This window comes from Pseudomonas sp. AP3_22 TE3818 (assembly GCF_053628995.1).
This window is the reverse complement of sequence record NZ_JBRJHL010000001.1, coordinates 3,764,088-3,786,925: the sequence shown is the minus strand read 5'-3', so window position 1 is coordinate 3,786,925 and position 22,838 is coordinate 3,764,088. Positions and strand designations below refer to the sequence as shown.

The window sequence follows — 22,838 nt, the reverse complement described above, 5'->3', positions numbered from 1 at the left end:
CAGGGGACGGAGGTGATCAGTGAGAGTGACGCGGCACTTCAGCCCCACGGCAACCGACCAGGAAGTCGAAGTCGCATCCCTGATCTGCTTGCAGCACATGGTCGATGTACAGCTGACGATACCCACCGACGATCAGATTCTGCGGCGGTTGCAGGTCGGCCATGCGCGCGGCCAGTTCGGCGTCCGGAATATCCAGGTGCAAACGGCCGCTGGCGCAATCGAGCTCGATCCAGTCGCCTTCCTTCACTGCGGCCAACGGCCCACCAGCCGCCGCTTCCGGCGCCACGTGCAGCACCACTGTGCCGTACGCGGTGCCGCTCATGCGCGCATCGGAAATGCGCACCATGTCCGTCACACCCAGGGCCAGCAGCTTGGCCGGCAGACCCATGTTGCCCACTTCGGCCATGCCCGGATAACCCTTCGGCCCGCAGTTCTTCATCACCAGGATCGAGTTGGCATCCACGTCCAGTTCCGGGTCGTTGATCCGCGCCTTGTACATGTCGAAGTTCTCGAACACCACCGCACGTCCGCGATGCTGCATCAGTGCCGGCGTGGCGGCGGACGGCTTGAGCACGGCGCCCAGCGGTGCCAGGTTGCCGCGCAAGACACAGATGCCGCCATCGGCGCGGATCGGGTTGTCGAGGGTGCGGATCACTTCGTCTTCGCCGTAGATCGGCGCATCCCGGGTGTTCTCGCCGATGGACTTGCCGTTGACGGTCAGGGCATTCGGGTTCGGGATCAGGTTGGCTTCGCCGAGGCGACGCAGCACCGCCGGCAAGCCACCGGCGTAATAGAACTCTTCCATCAGGAAGCGTCCCGACGGTTGCAGGTCGACGATGGTCGGCATGCCGCGACCGATGCGGGTCCAATCGTCGAGGTCCAGCTCTACGCCAATACGCCCGGCGATGGCTTTGAGGTGGATCACCGCGTTGGTCGAACCACCGATGGCGGCGTTGACGCGAATGGCGTTTTCGAAGGCTTCCCTGGTGAGGATCTTCGACAGTTTCAGGTCTTCGCGCACCATCTCCACGGCACGCATGCCGGACATGTGGGCCAACACATAACGGCGCGCATCCACGGCCGGGATCGCGGCATTGTGGGGCAGGGAAGTGCCGAGTGCTTCGGCCATGCAGGCCATGGTCGAGGCCGTGCCCATGGTGTTGCAGGTGCCGGCCGAGCGGGACATGCCGCCCTCGGCCGCGAGGAAGTCGTCGATGCTGATGGTGCCGGCCTTGACCTGTTCGCTGAGCTGCCAGACCACGGTGCCGGAGCCGATGTCCTTGCCCTTGTGCTTGCCGTTGAGCATCGGACCGCCAGTGACGACGATGGCCGGCACGTCGCAACTGGCGGCGCCCATCAGCAGTGCCGGGGTGGTTTTGTCGCAACCGGTCAGCAGCACCACCCCATCGATCGGGTTGCCGCGAATGGCTTCTTCCACGTCCATGCTCGCCAGGTTACGGGTGAGCATGGCGGTAGGGCGCAGGTTGGATTCGCCGTTGGAGAACACCGGGAACTCCACCGGGAAGCCGCCGGCCTCGATCACGCCGCGTTTGACGTGCTCGGCGATCTGGCGGAAATGCGCGTTGCACGGAGTCAGTTCCGACCAGGTGTTGCAGATGCCGATGATCGGCTTGCCATGGAACTGGTGGTCGGCGATGCCCTGATTCTTCATCCAGCTGCGGTACATGAAGCCGTTTTTGTCGGCCGTGCCAAACCATTGGGCGGAGCGCAGGGTGGGTTTCTTATCAGACATGATCGGTTCTCTTATTGTATGACTATATTGTTCGAGCTGAGGCGTAACATAAGCTCAAATTGCGCTGTTTGGAAGTGTTGTTGAGTAAATAGTATTACTATATAGTCGGCTCAAACGGAGGGATGACCCTGGCGGATTTTCGCGAGAGGCGTCCCCCGAGGTTCCATAACAACAACAATCGGAGACCGATCTCATGAGCCAGGAACTGCGGCTTATCCGCCGCATCACGCTGAAACTGATTCCCTTCCTGATCCTGCTGTACCTGATCGCCTACGTGGACCGCTCCGCAGTGGGCTTCGCCAAACTGCACATGGGCGCCGACATCGGTCTGGGCGATGCGGCCTACGGACTTGGCGCCGGGCTGTTCTTCATCGGCTACTTCCTGCTGGAAATCCCCAGCAACCTGATGCTCGACCGCTTTGGCGCACGGCGCTGGTTCGCGCGGATCATGATCACCTGGGGCGCCATCACCATCGGCATGGCCTTCGTCCAGGGGCCGAACAGCTTCTATGTGATGCGCTTTTTGCTTGGCGCCGCCGAGGCCGGATTCTTCCCGGGCGTCCTGTACTACATCACCCAATGGTTCCCGGTGCGTCATCGCGGCAAGATCCTCGGGCTGTTCATCCTCTCGCAACCCATTGCGATGATGATCACCGGCCCGGTGTCCGGCGGCCTGCTGGGTATGGACGGCGTGTTGGGTCTGCATGGCTGGCAGTGGCTGTTCATTGTCATCGGCACCCCGGCGATCCTGCTGACCTGGCCTGTGCTGCGCTGGTTGCCAGACGGCCCGCAGCAAGTGAAGTGGATGGACCAGGCGGAAAAGGACTGGCTGAGCGGCGAGCTGAAAAAGGACCTGGACGCGTACGGCCAGACCCGCCATGGCAATCCGCTGCACGCCCTCAAGGACAAGCGCGTCCTGCTGCTGGCGCTGTTCTACCTGCCGGTGACCCTGAGCATCTATGGCCTCGGCTTGTGGCTACCGACCCTGATCAAGCAGTTCGGCGGCAGCGACCTGGTGACCGGTTTCGTTTCCGCGGTGCCGTACATCTTCGGCATCGTCGGCCTGCTGATCATCCCGCGCAGTTCCGACCGCCTGAATGACCGCTACGGCCACCTCGCCGTGCTTTACGTTTTGGGTGCGATCGGTCTGTTTCTCAGCGCTTGGCTGTCGGTGCCGGTGCTGCAACTGGCGGCGCTGTGCCTGGTGGCATTCGCGTTGTTCTCCTGCACGGCGGTGTTCTGGACCTTGCCGGGCCGCTTCTTTGCCGGCGCCAGCGCGGCGGCGGGGATCGCCTTGATCAACTCGGTGGGCAACCTCGGCGGCTACCTCGGCCCATTCGTGATCGGCGCACTCAAGGAATACACCGGCAACCTGGCTTCGGGCCTGTATTTCCTGTCGGGCGTGATGGTGTTCGGGCTGGTGTTGACCGGTGTGGTGTATCGCTTGCTGGAGCGCAAGCACGTGTTGCCGGCCGATGAGTTTGCGGCGAGTGCGCGTGGGGCCACCCGTACCTGACAGTAAACAGTCATTCACCACGGACTCTGTGGGAGCGGGCTTGCCCGCGATAGCAATCTGTCTGGCACATCAATGTTGAATGTGCCGCCGTCATCGCGGGCAAGCCCGCTCCCACAGGGGGGCATGTTTGCCCAGGTTCTGGGTTAACAGGAGAAAATTCATGCATTTGGTTCAATTCGAATTGAGTAACGGCGAACGCCGTGTCGGCGTGGTCGACAACGGCCTGGTCCGTGAAGTGCAGGACGCGCGCACTGTCCGCGACCTTGCACTGGCGGCGATCGAAGCGGGTGCGAGCCTTGAACAACAGGTGCAGAGCCTGGGGCTGGGCATCAGTCATGACTATGCCGAACTGCTGACGCAACAGCGCATCCTGCCGCCGCTGGATCATGCCGACCCGGCACACATGTTGGTCAGTGGTACGGGCCTGACCCATCTGGGCAGCGCGTCGGCCCGGGACAAGATGCACCAGCAAAGCGGCGACGAAACCGCGATGACCGACACCATGCGCATATTCAAATGGGGCGTGGAGGGCGGCAAGCCGGCGGCGGATGAAGCCGGCGTGCAACCGGAATGGTTCTACAAAGGCGATGGCAGCATCGTCGTGAGGCCGGGCCAGCCGTTTCCATTGCCGCCGTTTGCCGAAGATGCCGGTGAAGAACCGGAGATCGCCGGCCTGTACGTGATCGGTCACGACGGTAAGCCATATCGCCTGGGTTTTGCCGTGGGTAACGAGTTCTCCGATCACGTCATGGAGCGCAAGAACTACCTGTATCTGGCCCATTCGAAATTGCGTAGCTGCAGTTATGGCCCGGAACTGCGGGTCGGCGAACTTCCACAGCATCTGGTGGGCACCAGCCGCATCCTGCGCAACGGCGAAGTGCTGTGGCGGAACGAGTTCCTCAGTGGCGAGGCGAACATGTGCCACAGCCTCGCCAACCTTGAATTCCATCATTTCAAGTACAGCCAGTTCCTGCGCCCGGGGGATGTGCACATTCACTTCTTCGGCACCGCGACCCTGTCCTTTGCCGACGGCATTCGCACCCGACCGGGTGACGTGTTCGAGATCACCCAGGCTGAATTCGGCGCACCATTGATCAACGGCATCGCACCGGTCCCGGCGGCTTTCGAGCCCGGCACCGTCGGTACACTTTGAGGACTTTCCCATGATCCGGATTCTTGGTCACAACTACATCGGCGGCCAACGCAGCGCCGCCGGCAGCATCAAGTTGCAAAGTGTCGATGCCAGCACCGGCGAGACCTTGCCCCACGATTTTTCTCAGGCGACACCGCAGGAAGTCGATGCGGCGGCCAACGCAGCAGCGCTCGCCTATCCGGCTTATCGCAGCCTGAGCGCGGAGCGACGGGCGCAGTTTCTCGATGCCATCGCCGATGAACTGGACGACCTCGCTGATGATTTTGTCGCTGTCGTCTGCCGTGAAACGGCGTTGCCCGCAGGCCGGATTCAAGGCGAGCGTGGGCGTACCAGCGGGCAGATGCGCCTGTTTGCCAAAGTCCTGCGTCGCGGTGATTTCTACGGCGCGCGAATCGACCGGGCATTGCCGGAGCGTCAGCCGTTGCCGCGTCCGGACCTGCGTCAGTACCGCATCGGCCTGGGACCTGTGGCGGTCTTTGGTGCCAGCAACTTTCCGCTGGCGTTCTCCACCGCCGGCGGCGACACCGCCTCGGCGCTGGCCGCCGGGTGCCCGGTGGTGTTCAAGGCCCATAGCGGTCACATGGCCACGGCCGAGCAGGTGGCCGATGCGATCATTCGCGCTGCCGAAAAAACAGCTATGCCGGCCGGCGTGTTCAACATGATCTACGGCGGCGGTGTCGGCGAGGCGCTGGTCAAGCATCCGGCCATCCGGGCCGTGGGTTTCACCGGTTCGCTCAAGGGAGGTCGAGCCTTGTGCGACATGGCTGCGGCACGTGCGCAACCGATTCCGGTGTTCGCCGAGATGTCGAGCATCAACCCGGTGATCGTCTTGCCCCAGGCATTGCAGGTGCGGGCCGACACGGTTGCCCGGGACCTCACGGCCTCGGTAGTGCAGGGCTGCGGGCAGTTCTGCACCAATCCGGGGCTGGTGATCGGCATTCGCTCGGCGTCATTCAGCGCCTTTGTGCAACAAGTGGCCGGGCTGATGGCCGATCAGCCGGCGCAGACCATGCTCAATGCCGGCACCTTGAGCAGCTACGGTCAAGGCTTGCAAAAACTGCTGGCGCATCCGGGGATCGAGCACCTGGCCGGTGATCCGCAGCAGGGCAATCAGGCCCGGCCGCAACTGTTCAAGGCCGATGTGCGCCTGCTGCTCGATGGCGATGAAGTCCTGCAAGAGGAAGTGTTCGGGCCGACCACCGTGGTGGTCGAGGTCGCGGATCAGGCGCAACTGACGGCCGCCCTGAACGGCTTGCACGGCCAATTGACCGCCACCGTCATTGGCGAGCCGCAAGACCTCGAGCAGTTCGCCGGGCTGACGGCATTGCTGGAGCAGAAGGTCGGACGAATCCTGCTCAATGGCTACCCGACCGGCGTGGAAGTCTGCGATTCGATGGTCCACGGCGGGCCTTACCCGGCCACGTCCGATGCGCGCGGTACGTCGGTGGGCACACTGGCCATCGATCGTTTCCTGCGCCCGGTGTGCTTCCAGAACTACCCGGACAGCTTGCTGCCGGACGCGCTGAAGAACGGCAATCCGCTGCGCATCCAGCGTCTGGTGGATGGGCAACCATCGCGCGAGGCGTTGTAACAGGCAACCACAATCCCTGTGGGAGCGGGCTTGCTCGCGAATGCGGTTTATCATTCAACATCTCTGTTGGCTGACACGCCTCTTTCGCGAGCAAGCCCGCTCCCACAGGTTGGTCATTCCAACCGGGGGAAATGGGGTGCGATGAGCTATCATTGCGGCTTTCCCATTCAAAGATTGACTGCCATGACTTCCGCAACCGATACCCTGCTCAATGCCCTCGAACACTGTGGAATGGTGGAAATCGACGGATTGCATGCCTTCGAATTCGCCCTCGATCTCGATGACAACCTGCATATCGAATGCATGGACGGCCGCGCCGCCAAGCATTGGGAGTTCAGCCCGGCGCAGGTTCAGGCTGCGACATACGACACCACACTGCAAAGCTGGTTGATTACCGGTGATTCGGGTGAACACCGTTTGGTTTGCCTGGGCGACGTCGTCAGCGGTGACAACGATGACGATGAATCTGAGGATGAGTAAGCTCTGGCCGCTGCTGATGGCCGGCAGTATCGGCGCGATGGGCGTCCAGGCCGCATCCGCAGATGACTATCAACTGCTCGTCGGCTCCTACACCGCCGGTCAAAGCCAGGGGATCTATCGCCTGGCTTTTGACAGCGCGACGGGGCAGATCAATGCCAAACCTCTACAAATCATCAAAAGCGAAAACCCGTCGTGGCTGACCCTGTCGAAGGACCGACGATATCTGTTCGTGGTCAATGAAAACGGCCCCGGTCAGACCGATCCGGTCGGGCGCGTCAGCAGCTACGCGATTGATCCCAAGACCCATGCGCTAAACCTGATCAGCCAGGTGCAAAGTCTGGGCAACGAGCCGACCCATTCCGGTCTCAGCGCCGATGGCAGCCATTTGTTTGTCAGCAATTACTCGGTGGTCGAAGACCCCGGCGGCACCCTCGCGGTGGTGCCGGTGGCGGCCGATGGCAAGCTAAAGCCGGTGGTGCAGATGAGCAGCCACCCGGCAAGCCGGGTCAATCCCGAGCGCCAGGCCTCGGCCCACGTGCATTCGACCATCGCGTCACCGGATGGCCAATACGTGTTCGCCAATGACCTGGGCGCCGACAAGGTGTTTGCCTATCGCTTCGACCCCAAGGCCAATCCGCAGCTGCCATTGACCCCGGCCAACCCGGCATTCGTGCAACTGCCGCCCGGTAGCGGACCGCGTCATCTGCTGTTCAGCCGCGATGGCAAACACGCCTGGCTGACCATGGAAATGAGCGCTCAGGTGGCGGTGTTCGATTACCACGACGGCACGCTCGAGCAGACGCAGATGGTCGACCTGGCTGCCGGGCAACCCGTCTCGGACAAGGCGGCCGCGGCGCTGCATGCCTCGGCCGATGGCAAGTTCCTCTACGTCAGCAACCGTGGCACGGCCAATCAACTGCTGGTGTTTGCCATCGATCTGGCGACCGGTCACCTCAGTGAGCTGCAGCGTCGGGCGGCGGAGGGCGATCATCCACGGGAGTTCAGCCTCGATCCGAGCGGCAAATTCCTGTTGATCGCCAACCAGAAGAGCAACCAGATTGTCGTCGTCGAACGCGATGCCAAGAGCGGTCTGTTGGGTAAAACCGTGCAAAAACTGCCGATGGACGCCCCGAGCGACCTGAAGTTTCTGCTGCGTCAATAAGCCGCAGGCCCCGGTTGATGGGGCCTGCCTGCTTTTATTAATGGCGCTGATATCTGGTACTGCTACAAAGCATTTCAAGGCATGAACCCTCGAGGGTTAAGTTTGCTTCACGGCCCCACCGGGCAAGCAAGCCAACTGAATCCGAGGAATACCGCCATGAACTTCAACATCTTCTCTGTTATCGCCGCTTCCGCCATTTCTGCCACCGTTGCGCTGCCAGCCAGTGCCAACGTTGAAATCAGCGACAAAAAAGCCCACACCCAGAGCTACACCCAGAAATACCTGCAACAGAGCGCCAACTTCTACGCCGCGCTGGATCACAAGACCCAAGCCTGAACTTCTCCCCCTGCCTTTATGCAGGAGCGAAGTCACTGATGATCGTTGAAAACGATCAGAGTGATGTCGCTCCTGCATAACGCATTTGCGATAGCATCACTTTGCTATCAATGTCGCGCTTGATATCACATAGCCATACGTTTAAATTGACGCTGATTTTTTGACTCCTCCTCACGGCAAGGATCGGCAGCATGGTGACGCGTCTGGCATTGGTTCTTCTGTTTCTCTATTCCACCCCTATTTTGTCGGCATCCGACGCTGTTCCCGGTGAGCCGGATGCTGCGCGCGAGCGCTTGATGAGTTTTATTGAAGACTGAAATAGTCTGGCTTGATGATCAACGAAGCTGATGATCACTATGGATAACCCTGAGTGGTGACCCAGGCTTTTTTGATCGATTCTGTGGGCATTGAAACATGCCTGCGGAGAACATCATGGCCAGCGCAATTCTCACTTCTGCCAAACACGGCGCCTATGTAGCGATCGGCCTGTACCTTGCCATGGTGCTGTTGGTCAGCCTGTCAGCCCAGTCACAATCCAGCTTCGAAGCGCCGATCCAGGTCGCTCATCCCGGCATCCAGTTTGACCACCGTGCGCAAAACGCCAGCGTTGATCAGGCTGAACTCGCAGGAGTCGCCGGCGCATGAAAGGGCACAGACTCTGGGTGATCGCCTTCCTGGCGTTCATGACCAACGGATCCTCCCTGTTGGGGATCGGACAGGGCTCGGCGGGCTCGGTGGCTCGCGCCATCGAAGCCAATCACAACATTGCCCGCAATATCGAAAATGCCAACGCGCAGGGCATGCTGGCCGGCAATCCGCCGATCAGGAATGAAGGCGTGGTTTTCGGGCCGTTCAAGGTGGATTGCTCGGCGATCGGGATGTGTGGGGTGTTGGCTTGAACCCTGCTGGTCACTGAGTCCATTGTGGCGAGGGGGCTTGCCTGTGGCGAGGGGGCTTGCCCCCGTTCGGTCGCGAAGCGGCCGTAAATCCGGAGGACCCGAAAAAGCTTGGGGCTGCTTCGCAGCCCAACGGGGGCAAGCCCCCTCGCCACAGGGGCTGCGTTTACTTTTTCATCACGCCGGTAAACAGTTCAGACTCCAGAAACCGCTGCAACCAGGCCTGCAACCGCCGATACGGCGTCTGCGCAAACCATTCACGGTCGACGTGGGCGAACTGGCGCACGAAGGGCATCAGCGCCACGTCGGCCAGGCTTGGATGCTCGGCCAGCAAATAGTCGCGTCCCTCCAGCAACTCATCCAGCCTTTGCAAAAATACCTCGCCTTCGGCGCGATAAACCTCCATCGGCTGCTCGGGATAACGCTCGGCGTACTTGTAGCGGTTCAAGTGCACCTTGAACACCTGATCGTTCTGTTCGATCAGCGGGGCAATGTGTGCCGCTGCATCAGGATCATCCTTGAGCAACCAGTCTTGCGGATCGTTCTGTGCCAGGGCCCAGCGCATGATGTCGAGGCTTTCGTCGATCACCCGGTCGTCGGCGCTCAGCACCGGCACCGTGCCTTTGCCCGACAGCGCGAGCATCTGGGCGGGCTTGGCCTTCAGGCTGACTTCGACGATGTCCACGGCCACTGCCGAATAACGCAGGGCCATGCGTGCGCGCATGGCGTACGGGCAGCGGCGGAAGGAATACAGCGTGTTCATTTCACCTCCAGGGTGCTCAGGCCGTTGCCCTGGCGGCGGACCTGGATCTGCACCGGGATCCGTTCATGCATTTCCTGTACGTGGGAAATCACCGCGACCTTGCGACCCTGGGCCTGCAAGCCGTCGAGGGCGTCCATGGCCAGTTGCAGGGATTCCGGATCGAGGCTGCCGAAGCCTTCGTCGATGAATAGCGACTCGATTTTCAGCGTGCTCGATGCCATCGATGCCAGGCCGAGGGCCAGTGCCAGCGATACCAGGAAGGTCTCGCCACCGGACAGCGAATGCACCGAACGCAGTTCGTCACCCATTTCGGTGTCCATCACCAGCAACCCGAGCATGCTGCCGCCGCGCTTGAGGCGATAACGGCGCACCAGTTGGCGCAATTGCACGTTGGCGTGATGCACCAGCAGGTCGAGGTTGTAGGCCTGGGCGATCTTGCGGAAGGTATCGCCGGTGGCGGAACCGATCAACGCATTCAGGCGTGCCCAGCGTTGATACTCGTTGTAGGCGTCGGCAATCTGTTGGGCCAGGGCCTGATTGGCGTTCTGCCGGCGCTGGTCTTCGACCTGCTCGGCGCGCAGTTCGGCGCAGTGCTGCTCGCTGACGGCGAACTGATGTTGCAGGTCGGTGAGGGCAGTGGCCAGTTGCTCGGCATCGAGGTGGCCGTTGTGCTGGGCTTGATGGTCGAGCAAGCGCTGATCACGCTCCTGCAGCAGCACCTTGGCCTGTTCGATGGCTTTTTCGTTGTGTTGCAAGCGTTGGCGCAGTTCGCTGACCTGCGTGTCGTCGATCCGCAGCAGATCTTCGAGGCCACCGTCATCCAGCTCAGGATGTCGGCCGCGCCAGTCGGCGATCTTGTCGGTGAGATCGCGATCTTCGTTTTCCAGCGCTTGCAAACGCTCCTGCTGCGCCTTGAGCTCGGCGGCGATCTGCACCCGTTGCGTACGTACGTGCTGCAGTTCCTGCGCCGTCGTTGCCTGGGCGCTGCGTGCTTGCTCTACGGCGTTTTCCAGCCCTTGCTGCCACTGCTCGGCGCTGCCGTGCTCGCCCAGCAGTTGTGCAAGTTGGTGCTGGCAAGCCCGTTGCTGTTCGGCCAGTGCACTGAATTGCTGCTCGGCGATTTGCTGCTGTTGCACGCGGGTTTGCTGGCGATCCTGTTCTTTCTCAAGCGTCTGTTGGCGTTGTTGCTGCTCGGCAAGTTCTTCCTTTTGCTGATCGAGCTGTGTGAGGCGCTCGGCGATCTGCCGATCCAGCTGCATGAACGTCGCAGCAGGGTCCACCCGTAGCGCTTCGAGGGTTTCGGCCGGCAGCAGACTGCCGAACGCGGTGAGTTCCTCTTCGAGTCGTTGACGGTCGCTGCCCAGCTCGCGCTGCTGGTTGCTCAGGTGCTGGGCCGCTTGCTGATGCGCGGTTTCGGCATGGCGCAATTGCTGGGTCAAGCGCGCGGCGTCCTGCTGCAGGGTGAGCAGGGCGCGCTGACGTTGTTCGTCCTGAGCGATGCTCTGGTTCAACTGATCGTTCTGTCGGGTCAGCCAGGCGTCGCGCTTTTCGGCGTCCTGGTCCAGAAGCTGTGCGGCCAGTGGGTGAGCGTCGAGGCTCGGTGCCAAGGCTTGTTGCTGGGCGTCCAGTTGCTCCTGTTGTTGCAGCAGCTCCTTTTGCCGGGCGATGACGCCCACCACCTCGGCGCGCAATTCGGTGAGCTTTTCCTTGAGCTGGTCCACCGCTTGCTGCGCGAGTGCCTGTTCGTTTTCATCGTGGCGACCGAGGCTTTGCAGCAGCGCTTCGGGCTGATGGTAAGGATGCTCATGACTGCCGCAGACCGGGCACGGCTGGTCGTCCTGCAACTGCGTGCGCAACTCTTCGACACTCGCACTGCGGGCCAGACGTTGGCGTTCCAGCAGTTCCCGGGTGACGTTGAGGGTTTGTTCAGCGACCGTCAGTTCGGCTTTGGTTTTCACCCCGTCCTGAGTCAGGCGCTCACGTTCCTGTTGCGCGGCGAGCTGACGCTGTTGCAGTTCGGCGCCGCGCTTGTCCAGTTCCTGCTGGCTGGCCCACAGCCGCGTCAGGTCTTCGATGGCGCGCAGCTGTTTACGGTTGTCCTGCAACAGGTTGCCGAGGATGCCGATCTGCTCGGCCACGGCGTCCGGCTCCGCGCCGGCCTCCTTGAACAGCACTTCAAGTTGCTGCTTTTGCAAGGCGAGTTCTTCGCCGTAGCGGGTGGCGTTTTGTTCGAGGGTCGCCAGCTCGGCCTGACCTTTGTTCAAGCGGTTGCCGATCAACATCAACTGTTGCAGGCGATCCCGATAGGCATGCCACGCGTCGCTGAGCGGTGCCAGATGGCCGCTGTGCTCAAGCTCGGTGGCGATACGCTGCAAACGTTCGGCAACCTGGTTCTGCTTTTCCAGCAAGGCTTGGATGGCGCTTTGGCCCTGGATGCAGGCTTGTTCTGCGGTGTGCTTCGCGTCGGCGCTTAGGGCGGTGTCTTTGGCCAGGCGGGCGAGGGTGCTTTGCTCCTCGAAGGCCTGACGCAGTAGCGGCGCACATTCGGTTTGTCGTTGCTGGGCTTCGCTCAGGGCGATTTGTGTGGCAGAGAGGTTTTGCTCCAGCAACGTCTGGCGTTCAGTCAGCTCGTGCTGCTGCCGGGTATGGGCAGCAACCTGTGCGGCCAGTGGCGTCAGCAGTGCATCGAGTTCGGTTTTGCGGGCGAACTGGTGCCGTTGCGGGCCGAGTTGTTCCAGCCGTGTCAGCTTCAAGCGTTCGCCGGCCAAACCTTCCCACTGCTGTTGGGCACTGTGAAGTTGCTCGGTCACGGCGTGTTGAGCGTCCTGCAACTGACGCAAATCCTTGAGCCAGGTGTGCTGCTGCTCAAGCTGTTTGAGTTGTGCCTGCTGCAACTTCAGCTGTTGCTGCGCGGCATTGAAGCGCTCATCCAGTTCCGCACGGGCCTGCGGCGCCAGCGGCGTCACTCCGCTGGCCTGATCCTGCAGCAGCTTGTGAACCTCGCGAGCCTCCTTGGTCTTGTCGAAGGCGCGACGACCGAGGCGGGTGTAGAGCGCCGTGTCGGTGAGTTTCTCCAGCAGTTCGCTGCGGTCGTTGTCGTCGGCCTTGAGGAACGCGCTGAACTCGCTTTGCGCCAGCAGCACGGCACGGGTGAACTGTTCGAAGTTCAGCCCCAGCGCGGCTTCGAGCTGAGCCTTGTATTCGCCTTTCTGGCTGGCCAGCAACTGGTCCTGATCGATGTCACGCAAGCTCTGGCGGCTGGCCTGCAGTTTGCCGGCAGCCTTGTCCCGGGCGCGATTGGCTTCCCAGCGGGCGCGGTAACGGCGGCCGTCGACTCCGACGAAATCCACCTCCGCATAGCCTTCACCCGTGCCGCGACGCAGCAGGGTGCGCGGGTCGCCGGTGCCGATTTCGCCGTCGGCGTCCGGCACCTTGGCATCGCGGCCGGTGTTGTTCAGGCGGGGTACGGCGCCAAACAGCGCCAGGCACAACGCATCGAGCAACGTACTTTTACCGGCACCGGTGGGGCCGGTGATGGCGAACAGTCCGGCACTGGCCAGGGGTTCGGCAGTGAAGTCGATTTCAAAGGGGCCGGCCAGTGAGGCAAGGTTTTTCAGGCGGATCGCGAGAATCTTCATGGCTGTTCGCTCTCCATCTGCACGTCCTGCAACAGCTCGGCAAAGTCCTTGAGGGTTTGCTCGTCGACTTCGCTGCCGTAGTTATCCTGCCAGGCGCGGCTGAACAGCTCCTGGGGCGTGAGCTGGTCCAGCTCGATCAGCGTGCTGCCCTCATCGACGCCGTCACGGCCGCCGTTGCCGGCGTACTCGGCGGCAATGCGCACCAGGCGCACGGCCTTGCCTTGCAGGGCGGTTTCCACTTGATTGCGCAGGTCGGGCTGCGGTTCATCGAGGCGCACCCGCACCTCCAGCCAGGGTTGGCGCTGGATGTCGGCCAACAGGTCGATGTCCGGCAGGTCCGCCAGCTGCAGCAGGATCTCGCTCAAGGGTGCCGGGCCGATGCGTTGCAGGTTGACCGCGCGGGGAATCAGTTTCGCCTCGACGCTGACCAGGGTTTCGCCGTCGAGCGTGATGTCGAGAATCTGGTGCTGATAGCTGATCTCGGAGAACGACAGCGGAATCGGCGAGCCGCTGTAGCGGATGCGCTCCTCGCCGTTGACCTTCTGCGGTTTGTGCAGGTGGCCCAGGGCAACGTAGCTGATGCTCGGCCCGAACAGACTGGCGGGCAGGGCTTCGGCGTTGCCGATGATCAGGCTGCGCTCGGAGTCTTCCGACACCGAGCCGCCCGCCATGTGCGCGTGGCTGATGGCGATCAGTGCCTGGCCTGGCGTGCGCCTGGCGTTGGCCGCTTCGATCAGCCATTCGTGAACCTGACCGATCCCGCGCAGGTAGTTGTCGCCCAAATGTGCGCCGGTGACTTCCGCCGGGCGTAGGAATGGCAGCGCCAGGCACCAGGCGGCGATCGCACCACTGGCGTCAGGCAACGGCAACAACAGGCGCTCGGCATCCAGCTGCCCGTCGTCGAGCCACAGCACACGGCCGAGCGCGTGGGTGCGCAAGCGCCGCATCAATGGCGCGGGCAGTTCGATCCGCGAGCCGGAATCATGGTTGCCGGCAATCATCACGATGGTCAGCGACGGCTGCTGCTCGTGGGCGCTGACGATGAAGTCGTAGAGACGCTCCTGGGCTTTGACGGGCGGGTTGACCGTGTCGAAGATATCGCCGGCGATCAACAGCACATCCGGCTGATCCAGCTTCAGCTGGCGCAACAGCCAGTCAAGAAAACAGCCATGTTCGAAATCGCGATCCTGGCCGTGCAGGTTTTGCCCCAGGTGCCAGTCGGAGGTGTGAAACAAGCGCAAGGCGGACTCCGGTACAAAAATAGGTGATGGCCGCGTGAAAGATGAAGGCGGCGAAAGGGGGGAGAGTTTACTGGCAAACACAGCGGGATGCTGAACGCCTTTGCCCTTACAGGTCTGCAGCAGCCCCCTTTCTGTCAAAAACTTTCGGTCCGTAGGAGCTGGCTTGCCAGCGATGGCGGCCTGGAGGGCTGCGCAAGATCGAAGAGGGTTTCGCCGGCAAGCCGGCTCCTACAGGTTTGACATAATCCTTGGTTCGGCGTTACTTCGGATAAAGCGGCGGCAACCCACTGTCGCCGACCGGATCCTGCACCCGTTCGGCCATCGGAATCGCCTTGATCGCCCGCCACAATTCGTCGCCTTGCCAGTACTGGCCGGTTTCGCTGTAGAGCGCGCCGTTCAGGCTGGCCTTTGACCGACGAATTGACCGTGCAGTTTCTGCCCGAGGTGCCAGCCGGAGGTGTGGAACAAGGGCAAGGCGGACTCCGGTACAAAAATAGGTGATGGCCGCGTGAAAAATGAAGGCGGCGAAAGGGGGGGAGAGTTTACTGGGAAAAGGACGGGAATGCAGAAGGCAAAAAAAGCAGCCTGCGACAGCTCCTACAGGATATGCGCATGTCCCATGTAGGAGCTGCCGCAGGCTGCGATCTTTCGATCTTGGTGTTGGTAGAGGGGCGCACCTGGTCGAGGTACATTGGCCTCCGGGACGTCTGGTGTTGAGGGTGACACAGGATCTTTCGACGTCTATCAGGGCGGGCATGCTGTTACGCACCATCAGGGAGTAGTTCAGTGCTTATCGGGCCGATTGCATAAGGAAGTGTCATGACTCAACGGTTACTTCAACTTGATCAAGTGTCGTTCAACCTGCCCGACGGGCGCGTATTGTTTGATCACTTGAACCACACCTTCAGTCCCAGGGCCACGGGAATCGTCGGCGCCAATGGCTGTGGCAAGTCCTTGCTTGGCCGGCTCCTGACGGGGGAGCAACAGCCCACCAGCGGCATCGTCCGTCGCGAAGGGCGGGTTTACGCCGTGGCGCAGTTACTGGAACCGGAGCGCTATCCCAGTGTTGCCGCGCTGGCCGGGGTCGCCCCTATTCTGGCGGCGCTGGATCGCATTGCTCAAGGTAGCGTCGACGAGGACGACCATTCGCTGGCGGTCGACCAATGGGACTGTGCCACTCGTCTTGAGGCGCAGCTTGCGCAGATCGGGCTGGGTCATTTGAACGCCGACTCCCGCACCGACGCACTCAGTGGTGGCGAGCGACAGCGGGTGGCACTACTGGGGGCATGGCTCTCCAGAGCCGACTGGCTCATTCTCGATGAACCCAGCAACCACCTCGATAGGGATCAGCAACACAAGCTCGCGCAGCAGATCGATCGCTGGCCGAGCGGCCTGGTGTTGATCAGTCACGACCGAGGGCTTTTGGAACACATGGACGAAATCGTCGAGCTGTCGCCATTGGGGCTGGCGGCTTATGGCGGCAACTACAGTCAGTATGCGGTGGCGCGCGAGCAGGAGCAGCAGGCGTTCCAGTCGGCATTGCAAGGTGAGCGGGCGCAGGCCAAGCGCGAGCAACGCGAGATGGTCATACAGATGGAGCGTCAGCAGCGACGTAATGCCCGTGGCGACCGTCAGGCTCGCGATGGTAACCAGACCAAACTCATCACCAACGCCCAGAAAGAACGCAGCGAAAACAGCCAGGGCAAGTTGCGCCTGAACCAGCAGTTGGCCCGGGAACAGCAGCAACAACGAATCGCCGAGGCCAGGGCGCGGTGTGCGCCCGACATTCAACGCATGATGCTGTCTCCGGAAAGCGTAGTGCCCAATGGCAAGCTGATTGTGCAGCTCAACGACGTCATTCTCCCGTTCGGTTACGCGGCACCGATCAATCTGACGCTGACCGGGCCTATGCGCATGGCGATTTTGGGCGCCAACGGCAGCGGTAAGTCGACGTTGTTGCGAGTGATCGCCGGCCAACTGCCGGTGTGCGAAGGCGAACTCATCCGTAGCTGCCATGTCGGCTGGCTGGATCAACACGCCGGGTTGCAGCACTCCGAACGCACGGCGGTGCAATGGCTCTACGAGAGCAATCCTGAGTTACCCGAAGCCGAGGCGCGAACCCGCTTGGCGCAGATGGGGATTGATGCTGCCCGTGCGATGCTCAAGACTTGCCAGTTGAGTGGCGGCGAACGCCTGAAAATAGCGCTCGCTGCGCAGTTGTATGCACAGCGTCCACCGCAACTGCTGTTGCTGGACGAACCGGATAACCATTTGGACTTGCCCAGTCGAATCGCGCTGGAGCAGATGCTCAATCAGTATCAAGGGGCATTGATCGTGGTTTCTCACGATTGCGCTTTTTTACACGCTATTCATCTGGATGCTGAGTTTCATCTCTAAAGCTTAAAACAATCATTTCGGATAAAGCGGCGGCAACCCACTGTCGCCAACCACATCCTGCACCCGTTCGGCCATCGGAATCGCCTTGATCGCCCGCCACAGCTCGTCACCTTGCCAGTACTGGCCGGTTTCGCTGTAGAGCGCGCCGTTCAAGCCGTCGAGGGCGTTGGACAGTGGCACGAAGCGGGCGGCCATGTCGGCCAGGGTTTCCGGTTGTTGCCGGGCCCAGGCGTCGAGGGCCTGGCGGGTGGCGTGGGAATCATTGGCCAGGCAGGCGCGCTTGAGGTCGTCGAGTACGGTGCGCGGGCTCGGGCCGGTTTGGGCAGTGCGCGCCACCGCCGGTTGCCAGCGGCCACGCCACCAGAGGCCGAAGCCGAGCAGGGTGGTGCAGGCCAGGAACAGGGTGCTGAGCTTCCAGCGCCACAGGGCTTCGCTGTCGGCGCCGGCTTCGACCGCAGACGTGCCGGCCGGGGTGTCGACCACCAGGCTCGGGTTGACCGCCACGTGTAGCGTGCGGGCAGGCAGGCTGCTGTGTTCCAGATGGTCTTCGAAAGTGTTCCACCAGACCACGTCGACGGTGGGCAGTTCGATGGCGCCGGTCCGTGTCGGCACCAGGGCCTCGCGGTCTTCACGGCTGCCGACCAGGCCGCGTTCGCTGTTCTGGTTGCCGAGCACCGGTTGATCCGGGTAGCGGCGCAGGCCGCCGACATCGGTGCCGGGCAGCGGTGGCAGTTGGGTGCTGGACAAGCCTTCGGCCGTCACCGTCAGGCTGCGGGTCAGTGAATCGCCGACCTGGGTATGGTCCGGCTCCGGGTTCCAGCTTTCGCTCAGGGTCAGGCTGCGCGCAGGCAGCCAGGGGGCATCGGCCGGCCAGGTGATGGGTTTGGCCTTGACCGTCAACAGCAGTTCGGCCGAGGTGACGCGCATCAGCTTGCCGGATTTCGGCCCCTGGGCGGCGCTGTCCTGTACCGGTTGTGCGTCGACCAGCGCAGCGTTGAAGACCTGTGCCGGAATGATCAGTTCGCCACTGTGTTGCGGGTAGATCGCGTAGCGCATTTCGATCACACCGTGGCGCAGGCCATCGATGTCTTTTTCGTAGGTGCGTGAGTCGCCCAATTGTTCGATGCGTGCGTCAGGTATCTGCAAGGGTGGCAGGCTGCTGTCGTCGTACAGCGACACCGAGTGGTAGATGCGCAGGGTCAGGACTGTCTGGGCCTGAACGTACACGCTGGTTTGATCGAGGCTGGCATCGATGAACACCGGGGCGCGTTTGTTCGGGTTGTCTGGTGTTTCGCTCTCGACCACTTGCAGGGTGATCGGCTGGCTCTGCAGTTCGCCCAGTTGCAGTGGCGGAATCACGACGCTGCCGTTTTGCCGGGGCAGGAGGGTGATGATCCAGCGCGTGGCGGCCTGGTTTTCACCGCTGAGGGTGTTCAACTGGTTGACCTGGCGGGTGCCGCGCACTTCGAACAACGGCTCAAGCGGTGTCAGGTCGGGTTTGCCGAACTGAGTCACGTCGGTGGATTCCAGGGTCAGCTCGACCGTCTCGCCTGAGCTCAGGCGACTGCGGTCCACACTGGCGGCCAGCTCTGCAGCCTGCGCCTGGACAGAGCAGAACAACAAGCCATGCAACAGCGCGAGCAATAAAACGGTGAAGCGGGTCATCGAGTTTTTTCCTGATCCTGATGTTGTTGCTGTTCGTACCAGAATTTTCGCCGCAGCAGCTCACCGGGGTCATCCGGGATCTGCCGCAACCACTGCTCCAATGCCTGACGCTGTTCACCTTCGATACTGTCGGTGGCAGGGCGCAAGGGCGGCGTGGTGTGCTGTTCGTCACCCAGCTCGCTGCCGGGCACTTCATTGGTGCCCGGTCTGGGCGGCGACACCTGTGGTTGCCTGGTGTTGGAGTCGGCCGGCGGTTCTTGCGTCTGCGGCTCACCGTTGTCCGAAGACTGCGATGAAACACCGGGTGGAGTCTGTTGTTGCATGGCCTGGGGTTCGTCGCTGGCGGAAGGGTCCGGTTCCGGGGCGGGCGGGCTGTTTTTCTGCTTGAGCAGCTCTTCCACCAGCGCCTTGTTGGTCAGCGCCGGGCGCAAATCCGGTTGACGTTCCAGCGCCTGTTCGTACGCGTCCAGGGCCGCCTCCAGCTCACCGCTTTTGGCCAGGGCATTGCCTCGATTGTAGTGGGCGTGGGCATCGTTGCCTTCTGCGAACCGCTCGGCGGCGCGGGCATAGTCTGCGGCTTCATAGAGCGCCACGCCTTGCCACTGGTGGTCTTCGAAGCGCCGGGCGGCTTCGGCCGGGCGCTTTTGCTTGAGCAGGTGCACGCCTTGTTGGTCGGGACGCAACCACAGGTCGACGAGGTCGAAGGCGTAGCTTGGTTGAGGCAATGCCAATAGCAGCGGCAGGCACAGCAGCCAGCCGCGACGCCCCGCGCAGGCCGCCAGCAACAGGAGCGGGAGCAACAGCCAGTAACCTTGATCGGCCCAGGTGTCCAGGCGCAGGGTCTGACCGTCGTTGCGCAGGTGGCGTGGGCCGTCGAACAGGCCAAGGGCATGCAGGTCACTGTCGTCCAGGCGTGCCTGACGAAAGCGTCCATCCAGGTCGTTGGCAAAACCCTTCAAGCCGGGCTCGTCCAGGCGCGGCACGAGAATGGCCCCTTGTTCATCCTTGAGGAAACTGCCGTCCTCCTGGGTGATGGGCGAGCCTTCGGCGGTGCCGATGCCAAGCATCAGAAATTGCGTCGATTTGCCGTTGAGCGCATGACGGATGCCCAGCCGTTCCTGTTCGGTCAAGGACGAACCGATCAGCAGGATCCGGCCATCGCCCAGCGCTGCTTGTTCGAGCAGTGCCAGGGCCTTGGTCACCGCCAGATCGGCGCGATGCCCGGCCTCCGGCATCAACGACGGCTTCAGTGCGTCCAGCAGATTGCGGCTGGTGGACAGATCATCCGACAGCGGTACCAGCGTGTGGGCACTGCCGGCGTAGACGACGATGGCGGTTTGCGCGTCGCTGCGAATCTGCAGCAGATCGAACAACTTGCGTCGCGCCTGTTCGAGGCGGTTGGGCATGACGTCGGTGGCGAGCATTTCCGGGGTCAGCTCGAGCACCACCACCAGCGGGTCGGCGGGCTTTTGACTGGTCTGCTCGACACGCTGCCAACCCGGACCGAGCAGGGCGAGCACGGTCAACAGCCACGCGAGACCGAGGGCGATCCAGGGCAGTTTGCTGTCACGGCCACTGCCGCCACTGAGCAGTGCGGCGTGAAAGGCCGGTGGCAGAATCATTTGCCAGCGCCCGGCGCGCTTCTTGCGGTGCCAGAGTTGCCAGAGCAACCAGCCAAGCACCGGCAGCAGCAGCAGCCACCCGGGGCGGAACCAGTACGGCCACAGCGCACTCATCGACGCCTCCGCAGGCGCAGGCGTTTGAGACGCTGACGCCAGTCAGGCAGCAGTTGGGTTTGCAAGAACAGATCCTTGGTAAACAGGCGTTGCAAGGGGTTGTCCGGCCAGAGCACGGGGGCCACCAGGAGCATGCTCAACCACAGCGCCAGGGCCAGTGGCCAGTGGTACAGCGCTTGAGTCGGCCGGGCCTGGGTGGGTTGCTGGGCCACGGGCTCCAGTTGGTCCAGGGTGTCCTTGATTGCCTGCAGCTCTTTGCCGTCGCGAGCACGGAAATACTGGCCACCCGTGGCCTCGGCGATGGCCTTGAGGGACGGTTCGTCCAGGTCCAGGCTCGGATTCACGCCGAGAAAACCGACCGTGCCACTTTGCTCCGGATCGGCGCCGATGCCGATCGGGTAGATTCTCACGCCTTCCTTGGCGGCGAGTCGCGCAGCGGTGAGCGGGTCGATTTCACCGCCATTGTTGGCACCATCGGTCACCAGGATCAGCACGCGGCTGGTGGCCGGACGCAGACGCAGGCGCTTGAGGGCCAAGCCGATGGCATCGCCGATGGCGGTGTTCTTGCCCGCGATGCCGATGCGCGCCTCATCGAGCCAGACGCGCACGGTGTGGCGGTCGAAGGTCAGCGGTGCCTGCAGGTAGGCCTGGCTTCCGAACAGGATCAGCCCGACCCGGTCACCTTCGCGGCTTTCGAGGAAGTCTCCGAGCAGATGCTGGACCAGTGACAGGCGACTGATGTCTTCGTCCTGCCATTGCATGTCAGGGAAATCCATGGACCCGGAAACGTCCACTGCCACCAGCAGGTCACGGCCGCTGGCGGCGATCGGCAGGGGTTCGCCGAGCCACTGCGGGCGAGCCGCCGCGACCAGCAGCAACAGCCACAGCAGGATGAACGGTGCCTGCTGGCGCCAGGCTGGCAGGTTGGCCCGGGCGCGTCGCCCGGCGAGGCCTTCCAGGTCGCTGAGGAAGCTGACCTTGAGGGACGGTTCACCACTGTCGGCCACCGGCAATAGGATGCGCATCAGCCACGGCAGCGGCGCAAGGGCAAAAATCCACGGCCAGGCGAATTCAAACATGTTTGCGAATCCACGTATCGACGGCTTGGGTCAGGCCGGCAATGGCCTTGTCGTCAAGTTTGCATTCGGGTTTGTAGGCGCCTTCCACGAGCACCATCCAGCGGGTCAGGCCGGCCGCCGGGCAGCGATTGTCGAGGAACGCCAGCCATTTGCGGCCGTTGAGGGTGTGGCTCTGGCTGTAGGGATAGTGGTTGCGGCACAGACGCTTGAGCAGGCCGTTGAGTTGCTGCAACCAGGCACCGGCCGGCGCACCGTCGTAAGGCTTGGGCATCAGTGCCAGCTCGGCCAGGGCCGCCAGGCGTACCGGGTCAAGCGGCTGTTCGGCACGTACCACGGGGCGTTTTTGCGGAATGAAGCGACGCAGCTTCCACAGGCCCAGACCGATCAGTGGGACCACGAGCAGCAGCAGCCACCAACCCGGTGCCGGAGGCCAGAATTCCACCGGTGGCGGGGATATCAGCGGTTGCAGTTGATCAAGGCTGCTCATCGGCCTTTCCCCGGTTTCTGTGGGTTCAGGTACTCGCGCAGTTGCTCGACCATCTCGCTCTGAGTGCTCAACGGCATCATCAGCACCCGTAGCTTCTGCGCGAGCAGTTCCCAGCGAGCGATACGTGCTTCGGCCTGGGCCCGGTAAGTCTGGCGCAGGTCGAAATTCAGCGTGTCGAGTTCAAGTTGCGCGCCGCGTTCGGCGAAACGCAACAGGCCGGCGGCGGGCAGGGCATGGTCCAGCGGATCGGACAATGGCAGCAGCAACAGGTCGCAATGGCGCGATAACAGGCTCAGCTGTTGCTCTGCGCTGTCCGAGAGGGCGCGTTCGTCACAGATCACGATCACCAGGCTGCCAGGGCGCGACACTTCCCGGGCGCGGCGCAGGGCAATGCCAAAGGCGTCGCGGTCCGGCTCGCTTTCGCTGTTGAGCGACTGATTGACCCGCACCAGCCGGTTGAGCAACTGCAGCAGGCTTTGCTTGCTGCGCCGAGGCTTGATTTCGTAGTGCTCGTTGTCGCCATACACCAGCCCGCCGACCCGGTCGTTGTGCCCCAGGGCGGCCCAACCGATCAGGCTCGCGGCCTGGGCGGCGAGCACCGACTTGAACATCAGGCCCGAGCCGAAAAACAGCCGGCGGCTCTGTTCGACCATGATGAAGATCGGTCGCTCACGCTCTTCGTGGAACAGCTTGGTGTGGGGTTCCTGGGTACGGGCCGTCACGCGCCAGTCAATGGTGCGCACATCGTCGCCGGCCTGATAGACCCGCACCTGATCGAAGTCGACGCCACGTCCGCGCAGTTTGGAGTGGTGCAGGCCGATCAGCGGGCTGCGCTGGCTCGGCGTGGAAAAAAGCTGCACTTCGCGCACGCGATGGCGCATCTCGATCAGGTCGGCGAGGCTGACACGGATGCCCGGCTCGGGCGGCAGGCTGGCGTTCATCGGG

At 62.5% G+C, this 22,838-nt stretch carries 20 protein-coding genes; 10 read left to right on the top strand and 10 right to left on the bottom strand.

Going from position 1 to position 22,838, the window contains the following annotated elements:
* Positions 1–16: 16 nt before the first annotated feature.
* On the bottom strand, positions 17–1,753 hold the full coding sequence (locus tag AB7M25_RS17010; protein ID WP_454237688.1) for an IlvD/Edd family dehydratase: 1,737 nt from the start codon (positions 1,751–1,753) through the stop codon (positions 17–19).
* Between the two features lie 193 nt (positions 1,754–1,946).
* Here AB7M25_RS17010 and AB7M25_RS17005 point away from each other — a divergent pair, with 193 nt between their 5' ends.
* The 9 genes from AB7M25_RS17005 (at position 1,947) to AB7M25_RS16965 (ending at position 8,890) form a co-directional block, all read left to right on the top strand.
* Complete coding sequence (locus AB7M25_RS17005) at positions 1,947–3,269, top strand: MFS transporter (protein WP_429382178.1); 1,323 nt, start codon at positions 1,947–1,949, stop codon at positions 3,267–3,269.
* Between the two features lie 160 nt (positions 3,270–3,429).
* Complete coding sequence (gene araD1 / locus AB7M25_RS17000; RefSeq protein ID WP_429382180.1) at positions 3,430–4,422, top strand: AraD1 family protein; 993 nt, start codon at positions 3,430–3,432, stop codon at positions 4,420–4,422.
* Positions 4,423–4,432: 10 nt separating this feature from the next.
* Entirely contained in the window at positions 4,433–6,013 is a 1,581-nt protein-coding gene (locus tag AB7M25_RS16995) for an aldehyde dehydrogenase (NADP(+)) (protein WP_429517411.1), read from the top strand.
* 141 nt (positions 6,014–6,154) lie between these two features.
* Positions 6,155–6,493, top strand: a complete 339-nt coding sequence (locus AB7M25_RS16990; RefSeq protein ID WP_429382351.1) for a DUF5629 family protein — start codon at positions 6,155–6,157, stop codon at positions 6,491–6,493.
* A complete protein-coding gene (locus tag AB7M25_RS16985; protein ID WP_429517410.1) occupies positions 6,486–7,655 on the top strand; it encodes a lactonase family protein in 1,170 nt (389 codons plus the stop codon). Before AB7M25_RS16990 ends, AB7M25_RS16985 begins: the two co-directional genes overlap by 8 nt.
* A 156-nt stretch (positions 7,656–7,811) precedes the next feature.
* A complete protein-coding gene (locus AB7M25_RS16980; RefSeq protein ID WP_007979950.1) occupies positions 7,812–7,991 on the top strand; it encodes a hypothetical protein in 180 nt (59 codons plus the stop codon).
* Between the two features lie 191 nt (positions 7,992–8,182).
* Positions 8,183–8,308 (top strand): hypothetical protein, encoded by a 126-nt coding sequence (locus AB7M25_RS16975; protein WP_256357711.1) that lies wholly within the window; start codon positions 8,183–8,185, stop codon positions 8,306–8,308.
* 115 nt (positions 8,309–8,423) lie between these two features.
* Entirely contained in the window at positions 8,424–8,636 is a 213-nt protein-coding gene (locus tag AB7M25_RS16970; RefSeq protein ID WP_007979947.1) for a hypothetical protein, read from the top strand.
* A complete protein-coding gene (locus AB7M25_RS16965; protein ID WP_429560832.1) occupies positions 8,633–8,890 on the top strand; it encodes a hypothetical protein in 258 nt (85 codons plus the stop codon). Before AB7M25_RS16970 ends, AB7M25_RS16965 begins: the two co-directional genes overlap by 4 nt.
* 163 nt (positions 8,891–9,053) lie before the next feature.
* Here the strand turns inward: AB7M25_RS16965 and AB7M25_RS16960 are convergent, their stop codons facing one another.
* From AB7M25_RS16960 to AB7M25_RS16945, 4 genes are all read right to left on the bottom strand, one after another.
* Positions 9,054–9,650 (bottom strand): glutathione S-transferase, encoded by a 597-nt coding sequence (locus AB7M25_RS16960; RefSeq protein ID WP_454237687.1) that lies wholly within the window; start codon positions 9,648–9,650, stop codon positions 9,054–9,056.
* Entirely contained in the window at positions 9,647–13,288 is a 3,642-nt protein-coding gene (locus AB7M25_RS16955) for an AAA family ATPase (protein ID WP_454237686.1), read from the bottom strand. Before AB7M25_RS16955 ends, AB7M25_RS16960 begins: the two co-directional genes overlap by 4 nt.
* The gene (locus tag AB7M25_RS16950) at positions 13,285–14,529 is read right to left on the bottom strand and encodes an exonuclease SbcCD subunit D C-terminal domain-containing protein (protein ID WP_454237685.1); all 1,245 of its coding nucleotides are present in this window, start codon (positions 14,527–14,529) and stop codon (positions 13,285–13,287) included. The genes AB7M25_RS16955 and AB7M25_RS16950 overlap by 4 nt, the downstream gene beginning before the upstream one ends.
* Positions 14,530–14,788: 259 nt before the next feature.
* Positions 14,789–15,286, bottom strand: coding sequence for a BatD family protein (locus AB7M25_RS16945; RefSeq protein ID WP_454237684.1), 498 nt, complete (start codon positions 15,284–15,286; stop codon positions 14,789–14,791).
* Between the two features lie 62 nt (positions 15,287–15,348).
* Between AB7M25_RS16945 and AB7M25_RS16940 the strand changes: the two genes are divergently transcribed.
* Positions 15,349–16,926: an ATP-binding cassette domain-containing protein gene (locus AB7M25_RS16940; protein ID WP_429560829.1), complete on the top strand. Its 1,578-nt coding sequence runs from the start codon at positions 15,349–15,351 to the stop codon at positions 16,924–16,926.
* Between the two features lie 12 nt (positions 16,927–16,938).
* Here AB7M25_RS16940 and AB7M25_RS16935 read toward each other — a convergent pair whose 3' ends face one another.
* Genes AB7M25_RS16935 through AB7M25_RS16915 form a run of 5 tightly spaced genes read right to left on the bottom strand, consistent with a single transcriptional unit; the run spans position 16,939 to position 22,834 of the window.
* A complete protein-coding gene (locus AB7M25_RS16935) occupies positions 16,939–18,591 on the bottom strand; it encodes a BatD family protein (protein WP_454237683.1) in 1,653 nt (550 codons plus the stop codon).
* Positions 18,588–20,327: a VWA domain-containing protein gene (locus tag AB7M25_RS16930; protein ID WP_454237682.1), complete on the bottom strand. Its 1,740-nt coding sequence runs from the start codon at positions 20,325–20,327 to the stop codon at positions 18,588–18,590. The genes AB7M25_RS16935 and AB7M25_RS16930 overlap by 4 nt, the downstream gene beginning before the upstream one ends.
* Positions 20,324–21,406 (bottom strand): vWA domain-containing protein, encoded by a 1,083-nt coding sequence (locus tag AB7M25_RS16925; RefSeq protein ID WP_454237681.1) that lies wholly within the window; start codon positions 21,404–21,406, stop codon positions 20,324–20,326. The genes AB7M25_RS16930 and AB7M25_RS16925 overlap by 4 nt, the downstream gene beginning before the upstream one ends.
* Positions 21,399–21,893 carry a DUF4381 domain-containing protein gene (locus AB7M25_RS16920; protein WP_007979927.1) on the bottom strand — a complete coding sequence of 165 codons (495 nt, stop codon included), beginning with the start codon at positions 21,891–21,893 and terminating at the stop codon, positions 21,399–21,401. Before AB7M25_RS16920 ends, AB7M25_RS16925 begins: the two co-directional genes overlap by 8 nt.
* Complete coding sequence (locus AB7M25_RS16915) at positions 21,890–22,834, bottom strand: DUF58 domain-containing protein (RefSeq protein ID WP_007979925.1); 945 nt, start codon at positions 22,832–22,834, stop codon at positions 21,890–21,892. Before AB7M25_RS16915 ends, AB7M25_RS16920 begins: the two co-directional genes overlap by 4 nt.
* Positions 22,835–22,838 lie beyond the last annotated feature (4 nt).

What these genes read in the sequence shown, in the direction of transcription:
- AB7M25_RS16930 (WP_454237682.1), bottom strand. Translation starts at nt 20,327, where the DNA reads ATGAGTGCGCTGTGGCCGTACTGGTTCCGCCCCGGGTGGCTGCTGCTG.
- AB7M25_RS16995 (WP_429517411.1), top strand. Translation starts at nt 4,433, where the DNA reads ATGATCCGGATTCTTGGTCACAACTACATCGGCGGCCAACGCAGCGCC.
- AB7M25_RS17005 (WP_429382178.1), top strand. Translation starts at nt 1,947, where the DNA reads ATGAGCCAGGAACTGCGGCTTATCCGCCGCATCACGCTGAAACTGATT.
- AB7M25_RS16970 (WP_007979947.1), top strand. Translation starts at nt 8,424, where the DNA reads ATGGCCAGCGCAATTCTCACTTCTGCCAAACACGGCGCCTATGTAGCG.
- AB7M25_RS16975 (WP_256357711.1), top strand. Translation starts at nt 8,183, where the DNA reads ATGGTGACGCGTCTGGCATTGGTTCTTCTGTTTCTCTATTCCACCCCT.
- AB7M25_RS16915 (WP_007979925.1), bottom strand. Translation starts at nt 22,834, where the DNA reads ATGAACGCCAGCCTGCCGCCCGAGCCGGGCATCCGTGTCAGCCTCGCC.
- AB7M25_RS16985 (WP_429517410.1), top strand. Translation starts at nt 6,486, where the DNA reads ATGAGTAAGCTCTGGCCGCTGCTGATGGCCGGCAGTATCGGCGCGATG.
- AB7M25_RS16955 (WP_454237686.1), bottom strand. Translation starts at nt 13,288, where the DNA reads ATGAAGATTCTCGCGATCCGCCTGAAAAACCTTGCCTCACTGGCCGGC.
- AB7M25_RS17010 (WP_454237688.1), bottom strand. Translation starts at nt 1,753, where the DNA reads ATGTCTGATAAGAAACCCACCCTGCGCTCCGCCCAATGGTTTGGCACG.
- AB7M25_RS16945 (WP_454237684.1), bottom strand. Translation starts at nt 15,286, where the DNA reads ATGCCCGCCCTGATAGACGTCGAAAGATCCTGTGTCACCCTCAACACC.
- AB7M25_RS16990 (WP_429382351.1), top strand. Translation starts at nt 6,155, where the DNA reads ATGAGCTATCATTGCGGCTTTCCCATTCAAAGATTGACTGCCATGACT.
- AB7M25_RS16960 (WP_454237687.1), bottom strand. Translation starts at nt 9,650, where the DNA reads ATGAACACGCTGTATTCCTTCCGCCGCTGCCCGTACGCCATGCGCGCA.
- araD1 (WP_429382180.1), top strand. Translation starts at nt 3,430, where the DNA reads ATGCATTTGGTTCAATTCGAATTGAGTAACGGCGAACGCCGTGTCGGC.
- AB7M25_RS16935 (WP_454237683.1), bottom strand. Translation starts at nt 18,591, where the DNA reads ATGACCCGCTTCACCGTTTTATTGCTCGCGCTGTTGCATGGCTTGTTG.
- AB7M25_RS16920 (WP_007979927.1), bottom strand. Translation starts at nt 21,893, where the DNA reads ATGAGCAGCCTTGATCAACTGCAACCGCTGATATCCCCGCCACCGGTG.
- AB7M25_RS16980 (WP_007979950.1), top strand. Translation starts at nt 7,812, where the DNA reads ATGAACTTCAACATCTTCTCTGTTATCGCCGCTTCCGCCATTTCTGCC.
- AB7M25_RS16925 (WP_454237681.1), bottom strand. Translation starts at nt 21,406, where the DNA reads ATGTTTGAATTCGCCTGGCCGTGGATTTTTGCCCTTGCGCCGCTGCCG.
- AB7M25_RS16940 (WP_429560829.1), top strand. Translation starts at nt 15,349, where the DNA reads ATGACTCAACGGTTACTTCAACTTGATCAAGTGTCGTTCAACCTGCCC.
- AB7M25_RS16965 (WP_429560832.1), top strand. Translation starts at nt 8,633, where the DNA reads ATGAAAGGGCACAGACTCTGGGTGATCGCCTTCCTGGCGTTCATGACC.